This window comes from Pedobacter sp. NJ-S-72 (assembly GCF_053890575.1).
Window position 1 is genome coordinate 4,727,479 of sequence record NZ_CM132681.1, and the last position, 13,859, is coordinate 4,741,337.

The 13,859-nt window shown below is 38.1% G+C and carries 16 protein-coding genes and 2 pseudogenes; all 18 read left to right on the top strand.

Annotated elements, in window-relative coordinates; all coding sequences use genetic code 11:
* Nucleotides 1–23: 23 nt before the first annotated feature.
* The 18 genes and pseudogenes from nrfD (at nucleotide 24) to ACWYN3_RS31325 (ending at nucleotide 13,858) form a co-directional block, all read left to right on the top strand.
* Nucleotides 24–1,499, top strand: a complete 1,476-nt coding sequence (gene nrfD, locus ACWYN3_RS31240; RefSeq protein WP_456217774.1) for an NrfD/PsrC family molybdoenzyme membrane anchor subunit — start codon at nucleotides 24–26, stop codon at nucleotides 1,497–1,499.
* A gap of 2 nt (nucleotides 1,500–1,501) precedes the next feature.
* Entirely contained in the window at nucleotides 1,502–2,041 is a 540-nt protein-coding gene (locus ACWYN3_RS31245; RefSeq protein ID WP_456217775.1) for a DUF3341 domain-containing protein, read from the top strand.
* Nucleotides 2,034–2,636, top strand: a complete 603-nt coding sequence (locus ACWYN3_RS31250) for a c-type cytochrome (protein WP_456217776.1) — start codon at nucleotides 2,034–2,036, stop codon at nucleotides 2,634–2,636. Before ACWYN3_RS31245 ends, ACWYN3_RS31250 begins: the two co-directional genes overlap by 8 nt.
* Nucleotides 2,637–3,854: a quinol:cytochrome C oxidoreductase gene (locus tag ACWYN3_RS31255; protein ID WP_456217777.1), complete on the top strand. Its 1,218-nt coding sequence runs from the start codon at nucleotides 2,637–2,639 to the stop codon at nucleotides 3,852–3,854.
* 62 nt (nucleotides 3,855–3,916) lie between these two features.
* Nucleotides 3,917–5,119 (top strand): cytochrome c oxidase subunit II, encoded by a 1,203-nt coding sequence (locus tag ACWYN3_RS31260; RefSeq protein WP_456217778.1) that lies wholly within the window; start codon nucleotides 3,917–3,919, stop codon nucleotides 5,117–5,119.
* Between the two features lie 201 nt (nucleotides 5,120–5,320).
* Nucleotides 5,321–7,104, top strand: a pseudogene (locus ACWYN3_RS31265) (cytochrome c oxidase subunit I).
* Between the two features lie 85 nt (nucleotides 7,105–7,189).
* A complete protein-coding gene (locus tag ACWYN3_RS31270; RefSeq protein ID WP_456217779.1) occupies nucleotides 7,190–7,615 on the top strand; it encodes a COX15/CtaA family protein in 426 nt (141 codons plus the stop codon).
* A 34-nt stretch (nucleotides 7,616–7,649) separates the two neighbouring features.
* A complete protein-coding gene (locus tag ACWYN3_RS31275; RefSeq protein ID WP_456217780.1) occupies nucleotides 7,650–8,135 on the top strand; it encodes a COX15/CtaA family protein in 486 nt (161 codons plus the stop codon).
* A gap of 132 nt (nucleotides 8,136–8,267) precedes the next feature.
* The gene (locus ACWYN3_RS31280) at nucleotides 8,268–8,678 is read left to right on the top strand and encodes a UbiA family prenyltransferase (protein ID WP_456217781.1); all 411 of its coding nucleotides are present in this window, start codon (nucleotides 8,268–8,270) and stop codon (nucleotides 8,676–8,678) included.
* Nucleotides 8,663–9,175, top strand: a complete 513-nt coding sequence (locus ACWYN3_RS31285) for a UbiA family prenyltransferase (RefSeq protein ID WP_456217782.1) — start codon at nucleotides 8,663–8,665, stop codon at nucleotides 9,173–9,175. The genes ACWYN3_RS31280 and ACWYN3_RS31285 overlap by 16 nt, the downstream gene beginning before the upstream one ends.
* 42 nt (nucleotides 9,176–9,217) lie before the next feature.
* Nucleotides 9,218–9,784, top strand: a complete 567-nt coding sequence (locus ACWYN3_RS31290; protein ID WP_456217783.1) for a cytochrome c oxidase subunit 3 — start codon at nucleotides 9,218–9,220, stop codon at nucleotides 9,782–9,784.
* 30 nt (nucleotides 9,785–9,814) lie between these two features.
* Nucleotides 9,815–10,525 (top strand): cytochrome c oxidase subunit 3, encoded by a 711-nt coding sequence (locus tag ACWYN3_RS31295; RefSeq protein ID WP_456217784.1) that lies wholly within the window; start codon nucleotides 9,815–9,817, stop codon nucleotides 10,523–10,525.
* A gap of 86 nt (nucleotides 10,526–10,611) precedes the next feature.
* Complete coding sequence (locus ACWYN3_RS31300; RefSeq protein ID WP_456217785.1) at nucleotides 10,612–10,965, top strand: cytochrome C oxidase subunit IV family protein; 354 nt, start codon at nucleotides 10,612–10,614, stop codon at nucleotides 10,963–10,965.
* A 3-nt stretch (nucleotides 10,966–10,968) separates the two neighbouring features.
* The gene (locus ACWYN3_RS31305; protein ID WP_456217786.1) at nucleotides 10,969–11,664 is read left to right on the top strand and encodes an SCO family protein; all 696 of its coding nucleotides are present in this window, start codon (nucleotides 10,969–10,971) and stop codon (nucleotides 11,662–11,664) included.
* Nucleotides 11,665–11,721: 57 nt separating this feature from the next.
* Nucleotides 11,722–12,297: a DUF420 domain-containing protein gene (locus ACWYN3_RS31310; protein ID WP_456217787.1), complete on the top strand. Its 576-nt coding sequence runs from the start codon at nucleotides 11,722–11,724 to the stop codon at nucleotides 12,295–12,297.
* A gap of 229 nt (nucleotides 12,298–12,526) precedes the next feature.
* Nucleotides 12,527–12,745, top strand: a complete 219-nt coding sequence (locus ACWYN3_RS31315; protein WP_456217788.1) for a hypothetical protein — start codon at nucleotides 12,527–12,529, stop codon at nucleotides 12,743–12,745.
* A 52-nt stretch (nucleotides 12,746–12,797) separates the two neighbouring features.
* Nucleotides 12,798–13,196, top strand: coding sequence for a DUF983 domain-containing protein (locus ACWYN3_RS31320; RefSeq protein ID WP_456217789.1), 399 nt, complete (start codon nucleotides 12,798–12,800; stop codon nucleotides 13,194–13,196).
* Nucleotides 13,193–13,858 (top strand): annotated as a pseudogene (locus ACWYN3_RS31325) (DUF2461 domain-containing protein). Before ACWYN3_RS31320 ends, ACWYN3_RS31325 begins: the two are co-directional and overlap by 4 nt.
* The last annotated feature ends 1 nt before the right edge of the window (nucleotide 13,859 follow it).

The window sequence follows — 13,859 nt, forward strand, 5'->3', positions numbered from 1 at the left end:
GCTGATATTAAAGAAAACACATTATGTCAGGACATAACGAATCAATATTAAGAGAACCACTAATCACCGGCAATGATATCACGTATGCAAAAAAAATTACGGATGATATCTTAATGCCAGTTGAGAATAAGCCCAACAGGGCCTGGTGGATAGGTTTTATAGTTTCCCTTATGGGAGCGACCTTATGGTTAGTTGCAGTAAGTTATACTTTCTGGAACGGTATCGGATCATGGGGTCTGAACAAAACTGTAGGATGGGCATGGGATATCACCGGTTTCGTATGGTGGGTAGGTATTGGTCACGCAGGAACATTGATTTCGGCGGTACTATTACTTTTCCGTCAGAACTGGCGTAACTCGATTAACAGGTCGGCAGAGGCGATGACGATTTTCGCCGTTATCTGTGCCGCAACATATGTTGTATCCCACATGGGAAGACCATGGTTAGCTTACTGGGTATTACCTTTACCGAATCAGTTCGGTTCATTATGGGTAAACTTTAACTCACCACTGGTTTGGGATATGTTTGCGATCTCTACTTACTTCTCTGTATCCTTATTATTCTGGTATACAGGTTTATTACCGGATATTGCTACTATCCGTGACCGTGCGACTGGTTTACGCCGCAGAATTTACTCTATCTTCTCTTTCGGATGGAGCGGTAACGTTAAAACATGGCAGCGTTTCGAGACTGTGTCTCTGATCCTTGCCGGTATCTCTACGCCACTGGTACTTTCGGTACACACAATTGTATCGATGGACTTTGCAACCTCAGTTATCCCGGGATGGCACACTACAATCTTCCCTCCATATTTTGTGGCTGGTGCGATCTTCTCTGGTTTCGCCATGGTGTTAACCTTATTACTGGTCGCCCGTAAAGTATTGGGTCTTGAAAACTACATCACCATGTTCCATATTGAATCGATGAATAAGATCATCATTCTTACAGGATCAATCGTAGGTGTGGCTTACATCACTGAGTTTTTTATTGCCTGGTATTCAGGTTCAGAATATGAAGCATATGCATTCATCAACCGTTCAACTGGTCCATACTGGTGGGCATACTGGATGATGATGACTTGTAACGTAATTTCTCCGCAGTTACTGTGGTTCAAGAAAATCCGTTTGAGCATACCTGCAACATGGATCTTATCTATCGTGGTTAACATCGGTATGTGGTTTGAGCGTTTCGTAATTATCGTTACCTCATTACACCGTGATTACCTTCCATCAAGTTGGGCGATGTTCTATCCAACATGGGTAGATGTGAGTGTCTTTGTAGGTTCAATCGGGGTATTCTTTACTTTATTCCTGTTGTTCTTAAGAGTTCTGCCTTCAATTGCAATTGCAGAGGTGAAACTATTACTTAAAACATCAAGTGAGCAAGCTAAACTTGCACAGATTAAAGAAGGTCATTTGGACAAAGCTCACGTTAAAGAATACGTTGAGTCTCTAGAGAAATTTGATAGTGTTAAACAAGAAGAATACGCAAAAATATAACAATGAGTAATATCAAATATATTTTAGGCAGTTTTGGCGATCCTGACGAAATGATGCATGGCATCGAAAAGTTACAGGAGAACAACATAAGATCCATCCATGATTTTTATACGCCTATGCCTATCCACGGCATCGAAGCCAAACTAGGAATTAAAAGATCAAGATTGGATATCCTTGCATTTTTCTGCGGGATAACAGGAACAGTATCTGCATTTGCACTAATCTACCTTACTTCGGTAGTAGACTGGAGACATAATATTGGTGGTAAACCAGCTTTCGCATTACCGGATTTTATTCCGATTATGTTTGAGGTAACTATTTTATTCTGTGCATTTGGATTAGTAGGATCTTATTATGCATCTACTCACCTTTTCCCAGGAAGAGCACCAAGAGTAATGGATTTAAGAGCCACAGATGATAGATTTATTATAGCTGTTGATGCTCAGGAAAACGGAGATCACAGTAAAATTGACGGATTATTAAAAGAAGCTGGTGCTATAGAAGTTAAGCACAATGAAAGGAAGTATATTAGCTATGAATAAGAATAAAATAGTTGCAGCCTCATTTGTTGTTCTTGCCCTTGCTGTTACAACACTTTCGTCTTGCAGGAATAAGAATAATCCAGGTTTGGAATATGCGAGGAATATGTATGATCATATTGCTTACGACCCTGATCAGGCAAATAAGAATTTTGCAAACGGACAAACTGCACAAACGCCTCCTGCTAACACAAGTCCGGTAGGATTTGTAAAGTATGAGTATGCAAATACTAAAGAAGGTTACGAAGCCGCAGGTTTAAACCTACACAATCCTTTAGCTAAGACACCACAGAATTTATTGTCAGGTAAACATTACTTTACTGTATTCTGCGGACCTTGTCATGGTGAAAAAGGAGATGGTAAAGGACACCTTGTTCAAATTGAGAAATTTACAGGTGTACCAGCTTATCATGGTGATGCAGCGTCATCACGTGGTGGTATGATGAAAGATTTATCAGAAGGTAAAATCTATCACACTATCATGTACGGGTTAAATAACATGGGGTCACATGCCTCTCAGCTTACTCCAGATCAAAGATGGAAAGTTGTGATGTATGTTCAACAATTACAAAAAAATACAATAGAAAAGCAGATATAAATGGGAACTCACAATTATAATTTCAATGAGCAGTTTGAGTTTACAGGAAAGGCTAAAACTTTAAGCATTGCAGCGATCGTTATTGGTATCGCAAGTATAGCTTATGGTTTCTCTGATCATGGACTCCATGAGCGGACTTTTGCCAACCTGTTACTTATGGCCTATTACTTCGCCTGTGTATGTATGTCGGGTGCATTTTTTTTAGCTGTTCAGTTTGTAGCGCAGGCGGGATGGTCTGCATCTATCTTACGTGTACCTCAGGCTATGGCAAAAACATTGCCTATCGCAGTAGTGATCCTGATCGCTGTTATTGGTCTGGGACTATACACACATAATCTTTATCATCACTGGAATGCACCGGGCTTAACTGATCCGACTTCTGAACACTATGATAAATTAATCGACGGAAAATCAGCTTTCTTAAATGTGCCTTTCTTCTTAGGACGTCAGGTTGTATTTTTAAGTATCTATTCTTTCTTCGCTATCTTACTTTCTAAATTATCAACTAACGAAGATTTAGAAGGTGGTTTAAATTCATACACGAAAAGTTTTAAATACTCTTGTATATTTTTAGTTATCTACGGTTTTACAACTCCAATCTTTGCATTTGATACTGTGATGTCATTAGAGGCACACTGGTTCTCAACTATGTTTGGATGGTACAACTTCGCAGCAATGTGGGTAAGTAGTTTAGCTACAATTGCTATCATTATCATCCTGTTAAGAAAAGCAGGTTATATGCAATGGGTTAATAATAGTCACCTTCATAACTTAGGTCAATTCATCTTCGGGTTCTCAATTTTCTGGACTTATGTATGGTTTGCGCAATTTATGTTGATCTATTATGCCAACATGCCGGAAGAAACTGTGTATTTTTACAAACGATTTGAATTCTACAAGTTCTGGTTCTTCCTGAATTTAGTATTGAACTTCCTTGCTCCGGTTCTGTTATTGATGGATCGTGATAATAAAAAAAGGCAGGAAAATATTATGCTGGCTGTATGTATAGTTGTTTTGTGTGGTCACTGGGTAGATTACTACCAAATGATTATGCCAGGAACTGTAGAGTCACATAATGGTTTTGGTATTATTGAAATAGGAACAGCTATTGGTTTTGTAGGCTTGTTTACCTTTACAGTATTATCTGCATTAAGTAAGAAACCTTTAATTGCAAAGAATCACCCTTTCTTACAAGAAAGTCTGAATCATCATTTGTAGTCCCGGGTTAGAGTTATATACATTAATTTATAGTAGAAGTACATCGTACTACTTTTAAGAAAATGAGTTTAAGAAAATTTATAAGCAATAAGACAATAGCGGCCCTGGCAGTAATTCTTACTGTGTTTGCAAATACGAGCGCATTTGCACAAGAAGCTGCCGCCGGTGCTGCCGCTACGGCTGCCAAAAAACCTATTGATATGTTCCCGGTCTATAAGTCGGCAGCATTCTATACCCTGTTATTTTTACTGCTTTGCTTATTTATAGCAATAGTTGGTAAAGCGATGCGTGTGTATGAATTAACACGTGAAGCTCAGGATAAACCTGCCGGAATCAACTGGAATACTGTGAATGGTGTTCTGTTTGTGATCTTCTTAATCGTTGGATTATACGGTGTTTATTTTGAATATACAGTTCATGGAAACATGATTCTTCCTGATGCTGCTTCTGAGCACGGTGCGAAAATTGACCAGATGTTCAACATTACGCTGATCCTGACAACTATCGTATTTATCGGAACACACCTGGTATTATTCCTGTTCTCTTATTTCTACAAGAATACTGGTAAAAGAAAAGCTTATTATTACCCACACAATAATGCATTGGAGCGTATCTGGACAATTGTTCCTGCGTTAGTGCTTACTGTATTGGTATTAATGGGATTCCTTACCTGGAGATCAATCTTTTACAAAATTGAAGATCCTAATAACAAACCATTGAGTATTGAGATCACTTCTCAACAGTTTGCATGGACTATCCGTTATCCGGGAGCTGATAAGATTGTAGGAAAGAAAAACTATAAATTGATTACCGGAACAAACAGTTTGGGTATGGACTTCAATGATAAAGACAATCTTGATGATCAGATGGCAGAGGAAATGGTTATTCCTGTCAACAAACCTGTAAGATTGATTTTAACAAGTAAAGATGTCCTGCACAGTTTTTATATGCCGCATTTCAGGATTCAGTTAAACACTGTTCCGGGTATGACTTCTTATTTTGAATTCACACCAACTATTACTACTGCTGATATGCAGACTAAAGTAAATGATCCAGCATTTAAATTCTTGTTCTATTGCTCAAAAATCTGTGGATCTGGTCACTATAATATGCAAAAGGTTGTTAGAGTTGTTTCTCAGGCTGAATATGATGCATGGGTAGTTAAACAACCTAAGTTTATCAATAACGATTTGAGAAAGCAATTTAACTTGCCAATCGTACCAGAACCAGCAGCTGCACCGCGGCGGCGCAGCAGCACCAGCTGATAGTACAGCTAAAGCTGCGACAAGTGCTCCTGCTGTAGCAATGAATAAACCGGCTTTAACAAAATAATTATACTGGAATAGCGCATTATGTCAACTATAACATTACACGATACACATAACAACGATCACCATGACGGTCACGATCATGGGCATCACGAACAATCTTTCATAACTAAGTACATTTTTAGCCAGGATCACAAAATGATCGCTAAACAGTTTTTAATAACTGGTATTGTTATGGCTGTTATTGCAATGGGATTGTCTATCTTATTTCGTATGCAACTGGCCTGGCCAGACAAAAGTTTTCCTATTCTTGAAACATTTTTAGGAAGATGGGCAGAAGGAGGAAGAATCAAACCTGATTTTTACCTTGCTCTGGTAACGATACACGGTACCATCATGGTATTCTTTGTACTGACTGCAGGATTGAGCGGGACGTTTAGTAATTTACTGATTCCTCTTCAGCTCGGGGTACGGGATATGGCATCATCACCATTTATGAATATGCTTTCATACTGGTTATTCTTTATCGCTTGTATCGTAATGATGAGTTCATTCTTTATTGAAACAGGTCCTGCAAGTGCCGGATGGACAGTATACCCACCATTATCTGCGCTTCCAAAAGCTATTTCAGGTTCAGGTTTAGGTATGACATTATGGTTAATCAGTATGGTTCTTTTTGTAGCTTCTCAGTTAATGGGTGGTATCAACTATGTAAGTACTGTATTAAACATGCGTACTAAAGGTATGGACCTTTGGAAAATGCCATTAACGATCTGGGCTTTCTTATTAACAGCTATCTTAGGTATCTTATCATTCCCTGTTTTAGTTGCAGGTGTAGTGTTATTGATCTTTGACCGTAGTTTCGGTACAAGTTTCTATTTATCTGATATCGTTATGGGTACTCAGGTATTACCTAACGAAGGTGGTTCTCCAATCTTATGGCAGCATTTATTCTGGTTCCTTGGTCACCCTGAGGTATATATTGTAATTATGCCGGCTTTAGGTATCTCTTCGGAGGTTATCTCGGTAAATTCAAGAAAACCAATTTTTGGTTACCATGCGATGGTTTATTCACTAATCGGTATTACTATCCTTTCGTTTATTGTATATGGGGGGGCACCATATGTTTGTAACGGGGATGAATCCGTTATTAGGTGTGTTTTATGATCACTACACTGATTATTGCTGTTCCTTCAGCAGTAAAAACTTTCAACTACTTAGCTACACTGTGGCGCGGTAATATCAGGTTCACACCTGCAATGTTATGTGCTATTGGTATGGTTTCATTCTTTATCTCTGGTGGTTTAACTGGTATCTTCTTAGGTAATGCATCTTTAGATATAAATCTTCACGATACTTACTTTGTAGTTGCCCACTTCCACTTAGTAATGGGATCTGCTGCTATATTTGGTATGCTTGCCGGTGTTTATCACTGGTATCCAAAAATGTTCGGAAGAATGTTAAACGAGAAATTAGGATATCTTCACTTCTGGGTTACATTTATCTGTGCTTACTTAGTATTCTTTCCATTACACTTCTTAGGTTTAGATGGTGTACCACGTCGTTACTATGCATTCACTGAATTTGAATTCATGCAGAAATGGGTTACAGTAAACATCTTTGTAACATGGGCTGCGATCGTTGCCGCTTTAGCTCAGGTTGCGTTCCTGTTCAACTTCTTCTACTCGATCTTCAAAGGTAAAAAAGCAACACAGAATCCTTGGGAATCTAATACATTAGAATGGACTACCCCTGTTGAACATATCCATGGTAACTGGCCAGGAGAAATCCCAACAGTATACCGTTGGCCATATGATTACAGTAAGCCAGGTGCTGAACATGATTTCATCCCTCAAACTGTTCCTTATTCTCAGACCATGAGCTCTAACATGCCACATGACTTTGAAGGAAACGCTGAATCTGAGCGCATCCAGAGAGAGTGGGAAGAAAAACAAGCAAAAGAAAAAGCAATACTGGATTAATCTCCTTTATTAAAATTATACAATGAGGTTATCTGCTTGAGTATCTACTTAGAACGATAACCTCATTTTTTTTAAAATCAAACCAATGGTTCCTAAATCTGAAAAGAGATTTATCCGGTTAAACCTGATTACTTTAATAGTGACGTTAGTACTTATCTTAGCAGGTGCAGTAGTACGCAGTACAGGTTCAGGTATGGGGTGTCCGGACTGGCCAAAATGTTTTGACCAATATGTTCCACCAACCTCGGTAGATCAGCTTCCGAAAGACTATAAAGAGAAATACGTAGCAGGCAGGGTTAAAAAGAATGAGCGCTTTGCGCTTATACTTGATAAAATGGGTAAAAAGGATGTTGCTGACAGTATTCGTCACGATCAAAGCATCACAGTTCCTGAATCATTCAATGCTGCTAAAACCTGGACTGAATATATTAACCGGCTTACCGGTGCAGCTACGGGATTTTTATTAATTGCAGTAACCGTTCTTTCATTTACGTATAAGAGTAAAAGCTAAAAGGATTATAGTATTAAGCATACTGAATTTTTTTATGGTAGTTTTTCAGGCCTGGCTGGGATCAATAGTAGTTTCAACCAATTTATTAGCCTGGGTTGTAACTGTTCATATGCTGCTCGCCCTGGTTATGCTGGCGATACTGGTCTATACTTATTACTATGCGCAAACACTGTATAAGGAAGCGACAGTAGTCATTTCTAAAGTATTCTGGTTAAAGGTGCTGATCCTTGTTTCTTTAGTGCTGAGTATATTGCAGATTGTTTTAGGAACAGAGGTAAGGGAAGCAATTGATGAAATTTCAAAAAATCTGTTGTATCAGGAAAGACATACCTGGATAGGGAAAATAGGTGATATATTCTCTTATCACCGCGATCTGGCAATTTTTGTAGTCGTACTGAACGCATTTATTTACCAGTTTGTGATGAACAAGTTTGGTGGTAAAGCAACAGAATTGAAGTTAGGTAATTCAATTGTGCTGTGTGCTGATGGTACAAATTGCGAGTGGGTTATTATTAGCTAACTTTGCACTGCCGCCTGCAGCTCAGGTTATACATTTAGTGTTCTCAACAGTTCTGTTTACACTCCAGTTTTATCTATATCTGCTGGTATACAGAACAAGTACTTATAATCAATAATATTAAAACACATAGAATTGAAATTATTTTTCTCAGATTTATCTAAACTCATCAAATTCAGACTTACTTTTCTGGTTGTGTTTTCTGCGTCAGTTACTTTTCTAATTGGTTCAAGAATGCAGGTTGCCAGGGGAGAGGTTCCGTCTATTGACTGGGGAAACTGGCTTATTCTGGTTGCGGGTGGATTTTTAGTTACCGCAGCTGCCAACTGCTTTAATGAGATTATAGAAAAGGATTTGGATAAACTGATGACCCGTACAATGGATCGTCCGATGCCAGCAGGTAGAATGACAACAGGCCAGGGCTTAGTTTTGGGGTTGATCATGGGCATGCTCGGAACCTGGTTATTAGGGAAATTAAATCTTGAAAAAGGGGGCTTTTATCCGTCTTCTCTATCTTATTATATGCTTTTGTGTATACGCCTTTAAAACGTAAATCTCCGATTGCAGTATTTGTCGGAGCAATACCAGGTGCTTTACCACCGCTAATTGGTTATTTAGCGGCCTTAGGTCATACAACAAACTTTACGCATGTGGATTATGAAGTGGCAGGAATTCTTTTCCTTGTTCAGTTCGTATGGCAGTTCCCACATTTCTGGGCAATTGCATGGGTTTTTGATGATGATTATAAAAAAGCAGGTTTCAGATTGTTACCTACTAAAAAAAGAGATAAAACAAGCGCATTTCTTGTTTTCTTAAGCACGTTAATATTAATACCTGTGAGTTTGCTTCCTACCTTTTTTGGATTTGGCGGTTATTATATTGCAGGGGTTTCAATCATAGCCGGAGTGATCTTTGCATTGCTGGCATTTAAACTACTGGTAAAACTAGATATAGACAGCGCTCGTAAAGTCATCATGTTCTGTTCTTTCTTTTATATACCACTGGTTCAACTGATTTTATTGTTTGATTTTATAGGTAAATAGTTTTTTTTTTTTTATATGGTACATACATTAAAACAGGAAGACGTGGCGCAGGATAGATTAGCTACCTCTTTTAAAGCTAAGAAATTTGTTCTTTGGCTTTTTGTAGTCTCTTCAACTATTATGTTTGGGGGATTTACAAGTTATTATATTGTTTTTGCAGCATCAAAAGGTAAAGGACATGGATTAGTTCTTCCGGACGTCTTTGCGTACAGTACAGCGGTGCTTGTATTAAGCAGTATCTGTTTATTTTTCGCGGCAAAGGCCGTGCGTCAGCAAAATATACAGACACAAAAAATATTTCTATGGGCGACCATGATATTGGGGATTGCTTTTGGTTATCTTCAAGTCGATGCGTGGTCGGCATTATACCGGAGTGGTGCTACACTTGTAAACAATAACGCAGCAATTTCTACGATTTATATTGTTTCGGGGATGCACTTACTACACATTTTTGCAGGTCTTTGTTTCATCCTGAACAGTCTTTGGGGTGCATATAGCAAAGTTCCTAAAGAAAATGCGGTATATCGTATAGAAATAGCTTCTATATTTTGGCATTTTATAGATATATTATGGATATATCTCTATGTTTTTTTACTTTTGAACAGTTAGACTTTTTAACAAACTATTACAATTTTTAAAATGAATTCATTATCACAATTAGATCAGGTAAAAACTACTCCATGGAGTGGCGGCCGTTCACCGTGGTCGGTAGAGTACGGAAAAATAATGATGTGGTTTTTCTTGCTATCAGATGCATTTACATTCTCTTCATTATTGGTATACTACGGAGCACAACGTTTTACAAAGTTTACATGGCCTGATCCGGATTTGGTATTCCAGTCTATTCCAGGCATAATGGATTCTGGAGCACCGTTGGTGTTCGTAGGTTTGATGACTTTTATCCTGATCATGAGTTCAGTAACGATGGTATTAGCTGTTGAGCTGGCTGGTCACAGACGTGCTAAGAAACAAGTTATCTGGTGGATGGTTGCAACCATTATTGGTGGTTTTATGTTCCTTGGATGTCAGGCATTAGAGTGGTCTCACCTTCACCATGAAGGTTTCTGGTGGGGAAGTATTCCTAAGCCAGAAGAATTACAGCATTTCTTTGTTGGTCCTGTGTCTAACGTTGCAGCACAACAGTTTGCTAACCTATTCTTTACCATTACAGGATTCCACGGATTTCACGTATTTACAGGTGTGCTATTAAATATTATCATTTTATGTATGACTATCAACGGAACTTTCGAGAAACGTGGTCATTACCTGATGATTGAAAAAGTAGGTTTATACTGGCACTTTGTTGATTTGGTTTGGGTATTCGTATTTACCTTCTTCTATTTAGTTTAATTCCCTAAAATAAACCATCATTAGCCGCAGGCTCATGATAGCTTTAGTACCAATTAAAATAAATGTTATCTAAATAAAAAAATATTATGTCTGACAACTTACTTAAAAATACAGAAGAGCATGCACATGATGAGCATGCTGGCCTAAGCAAATCTAAAATCTGGCAGGTATTCTTTATCTTATTAGGGATTACTGTAGTAGAATTTATCATTGCATTAGTGATTTTACCAAAAAATCTGATTCCTCATACTGCTGGTAATATTGCTTATATCTTATTAACCCTTTTAAAAGCATATTATATTGTTGCCTACTTTATGCACCTTAAGTTTGAAAAGACCGGGTTGCAACTGTCACTGGGGCTTGCATTTATATTTATCGCTTACTTTATAACCTTGATGCTTATCGAGGGTGGTTATTTGCATATACACATGACTGTTTAATTCATGAAGTTTACTTCAATAAAGAAAATAATAATCCTGGTATCGATTTTAGCGGTACCGGGATTTTTATATTATGAACTGGTTGAACAAGGAAAGAACAGGTATAAGCCATTGCCCTTTTTCGGCCCTAAAAAAGTAGCCACTACTTTTCATTCTAAAAGAGGAAAACAGATTCCTGATACCATTTATCATCAGTTGCCCGACTTTAAATTCATTAATCAGCAGGCAGACACAGTAAGCTGGAATAATTATAAAGGAAAGATCCTGGTGCTGAATTTAGTTTATACTTCTGGAAACAACTATGCGGTAGAGTTTGCTAACAAAGCAATGAATGTTTTTGCGAGTACCTATGCTAAGAACCCTTTAATTCATTTTATAGGTCTCAGTATAGATCCGGTAACGGATGTACCAGCCAAACTGCTTCCTTATGCAGCTCATTTAAAAGCTAGGGCGGGTAAATGGGATTTGCTAACGGGAGATAGTACCGAGGTTTATAACTGGATCAATAAAGGGCTTTATATTGATGCCCAGCAGAATATTGAAAAAGGACAGCGCAAATTTATTTATAACAATCTATTTGTTCTTCTGGATCCTCAGCACCGTATCAGAGGTTATTATGATGCGACTAATCAGGAAGCGCTCTCTAAGCTGAATGATGAAATAAAAAAGTTCTCGTTGCCGAAGAGCTTAGAAATGTAAGAGACGGAAGGTAGCCAGCTTTGCAGGCCGCCTGATGCTTAAAATAAGATACACACCATGAATATTAATGACAAATTCTTTTTACGTCTGATCTGGATTGTTACCGCAGTAGTACTTGCAGTAGTAATTACCTTAAAGGTCGTACCCCCACCTACAGTAAAACCATCATTTATCTATTTATTACCTCATTTAATCGGTGGTATTAATGCAACTTGTGCAGTATTGCTGATCCTTTCTCTGATTTTTATTAAAAAGAAAAATATACAGGCGCACAAAGTAACGAACGTGATTACGTTTATTCTGTCAGCTATCTTTCTTGTTTTTTATATCCTGTTCCACCTGTATGAGAAGGATACTAAATATGGGGATATAGATCATAACGGGATACTATCTGTTGCTGAATTAGCGGCTGTAAGTGGAACCAGGATGATTTATTTCATTATTCTGATTACACATATCATGCTGCTGGCCATCGTTGTGCTGCCACTGATTCTGATTAGTTTCCTTAGAGGCTTCAGTATGCAAATCGAAAGACACCGCAAGATTGTCAGATGGGCTTATCCCGTGTGGTTATATGTTGCGGTTTCAGGTGTAATTGTATACCTGATGATTTCTCCTTATTATAATTTTTAAGGAAGGCCCGGCATTTTTACATTAGACTTATGTAAATGCGGGGCTTAATTGTTCGTTTAATCTTATATTTGCTGTAGTTAGTAATTAACATCATGAAACCTGTTTTATTACAAGCTTCATAAACAATAGAATTGATGAAACCATCATGTGCAGCAGAACACAAACCGAAATGAACAAAATCGGGTAGTACATGATAGCTTCATTACCGTTAAAAAACAATTATATACTAATGAAAAAAGCACTTGTTATTTTTATTCTTTTGATTGCTGTAACAGCAGGAGCTGGTATACAGAAAGCGGCAGCACAATGTGCGATGTGTACAATACAAGTGCTGAGAGCAGGGGACTCAAAATGGGAATACGCAGGCTGTAGGATTAAACACTGGTGTGTTATACCTGATGGCGATTCCTTATTTGATGATTGCTGCTATTGGCTTTCTGTGGTATAAGAGATACCGCAAGTCACAAGCTTCTCTTCGTTCCTGATTTCTAACATTTTAAATGGAGAAAACAACAAAACTATATGCACTGGTACATGGTAAATGTCCGCATTGCCGTAGGGGGGATATCTTCACAGGTTCTTTATATGGTTTCAATTTACAACGTACAAATGATATCTGCAGTCACTGCGGGCAGCGCTACGAGATAGAACCAGGATACTTTTATGCCTCGATGTATGTCAGTTACGCCATGAATGTGATGGAAATGATTGCTGTAGGAATTGCAACTTATGTTTTTTCGGGTGGTAATCTTGAATTTGATTCTTTATGGCTTTATGTAGGTGTAATTTTCAGCGGATGCTTTATACTTGCACCGTTTAACTATCGTTATTCACGTGTGATTTTATTACATTGGCTCTCACCAAAAATTAGTTATAACGCCTATTACGACCAACCATGATTAAGCCAGATACACTAGCTTTTTTAAGCGCAGTAGCAGCAAATAATAACAGGGAATGGTTTGCCCTGAACAAGGAATCTTATGAAACAGCTAAGGCTGATGTTATTGGCTTTGTTGAGAAGCTTATTCCTGTTTTAGCAGTTGTAGACCCGCAGTTCCCACTAGAAACGCAAGCTAAGAAATGCGTGATGCGTATTTACAGAGATGTTCGTTTCAGTAAAAATAAAGATCCTTATAAAAACAACTTTGGCATTTCATTTTCTGTTAAAAATACAAATGGAAACGGGCCTGAGTTTTATCTGCATCTTCAGCCAGGGAATTCTTTTCTGGCAGGTGGGTATTGGATGCCTGAAGCGTCACTGCTGAAAAAAAAAAATAAGAGAAGAAATAGATTATAATACCTCTGAATTTCTGGAGATCATTGAGGCCGAAAGTTTACGGAGCTATTCAGTTTAAGTAAAGAAGAGACTTTAAAAAAGGCGCCTAAAGGGTACGATCCGGAGCATCCTCAAATTGAGCTGCTGAAACTGAAGAGTTTTATTGGTTTGCTTCCGATCAAAGACGAGGACTTGTTAAAACCAACAATAGTTAATCACTTAAAAAAGGCTTTTACGGCTATATATCCGTTTATCCGCTTTTTGCGGGGAGCCATTGCACCATAAT

Coding starts and splice junctions, on each gene's coding strand:
- nrfD (WP_456217774.1), top strand. CDS start 24: ATGTCAGGACATAACGAATCAATATTAAGAGAACCACTAATCACCGGC.
- ACWYN3_RS31245 (WP_456217775.1), top strand. CDS start 1,502: ATGAGTAATATCAAATATATTTTAGGCAGTTTTGGCGATCCTGACGAA.
- ACWYN3_RS31250 (WP_456217776.1), top strand. CDS start 2,034: ATGAATAAGAATAAAATAGTTGCAGCCTCATTTGTTGTTCTTGCCCTT.
- ACWYN3_RS31255 (WP_456217777.1), top strand. CDS start 2,637: ATGGGAACTCACAATTATAATTTCAATGAGCAGTTTGAGTTTACAGGA.
- ACWYN3_RS31260 (WP_456217778.1), top strand. CDS start 3,917: ATGAGTTTAAGAAAATTTATAAGCAATAAGACAATAGCGGCCCTGGCA.
- ACWYN3_RS31270 (WP_456217779.1), top strand. CDS start 7,190: ATGGTTCCTAAATCTGAAAAGAGATTTATCCGGTTAAACCTGATTACT.
- ACWYN3_RS31275 (WP_456217780.1), top strand. CDS start 7,650: ATGGTAGTTTTTCAGGCCTGGCTGGGATCAATAGTAGTTTCAACCAAT.
- ACWYN3_RS31295 (WP_456217784.1), top strand. CDS start 9,815: ATGAATTCATTATCACAATTAGATCAGGTAAAAACTACTCCATGGAGT.
- ACWYN3_RS31300 (WP_456217785.1), top strand. CDS start 10,612: ATGTCTGACAACTTACTTAAAAATACAGAAGAGCATGCACATGATGAG.
- ACWYN3_RS31305 (WP_456217786.1), top strand. CDS start 10,969: ATGAAGTTTACTTCAATAAAGAAAATAATAATCCTGGTATCGATTTTA.
- ACWYN3_RS31310 (WP_456217787.1), top strand. CDS start 11,722: ATGAATATTAATGACAAATTCTTTTTACGTCTGATCTGGATTGTTACC.
- ACWYN3_RS31315 (WP_456217788.1), top strand. CDS start 12,527: ATGAAAAAAGCACTTGTTATTTTTATTCTTTTGATTGCTGTAACAGCA.
- ACWYN3_RS31320 (WP_456217789.1), top strand. CDS start 12,798: ATGGAGAAAACAACAAAACTATATGCACTGGTACATGGTAAATGTCCG.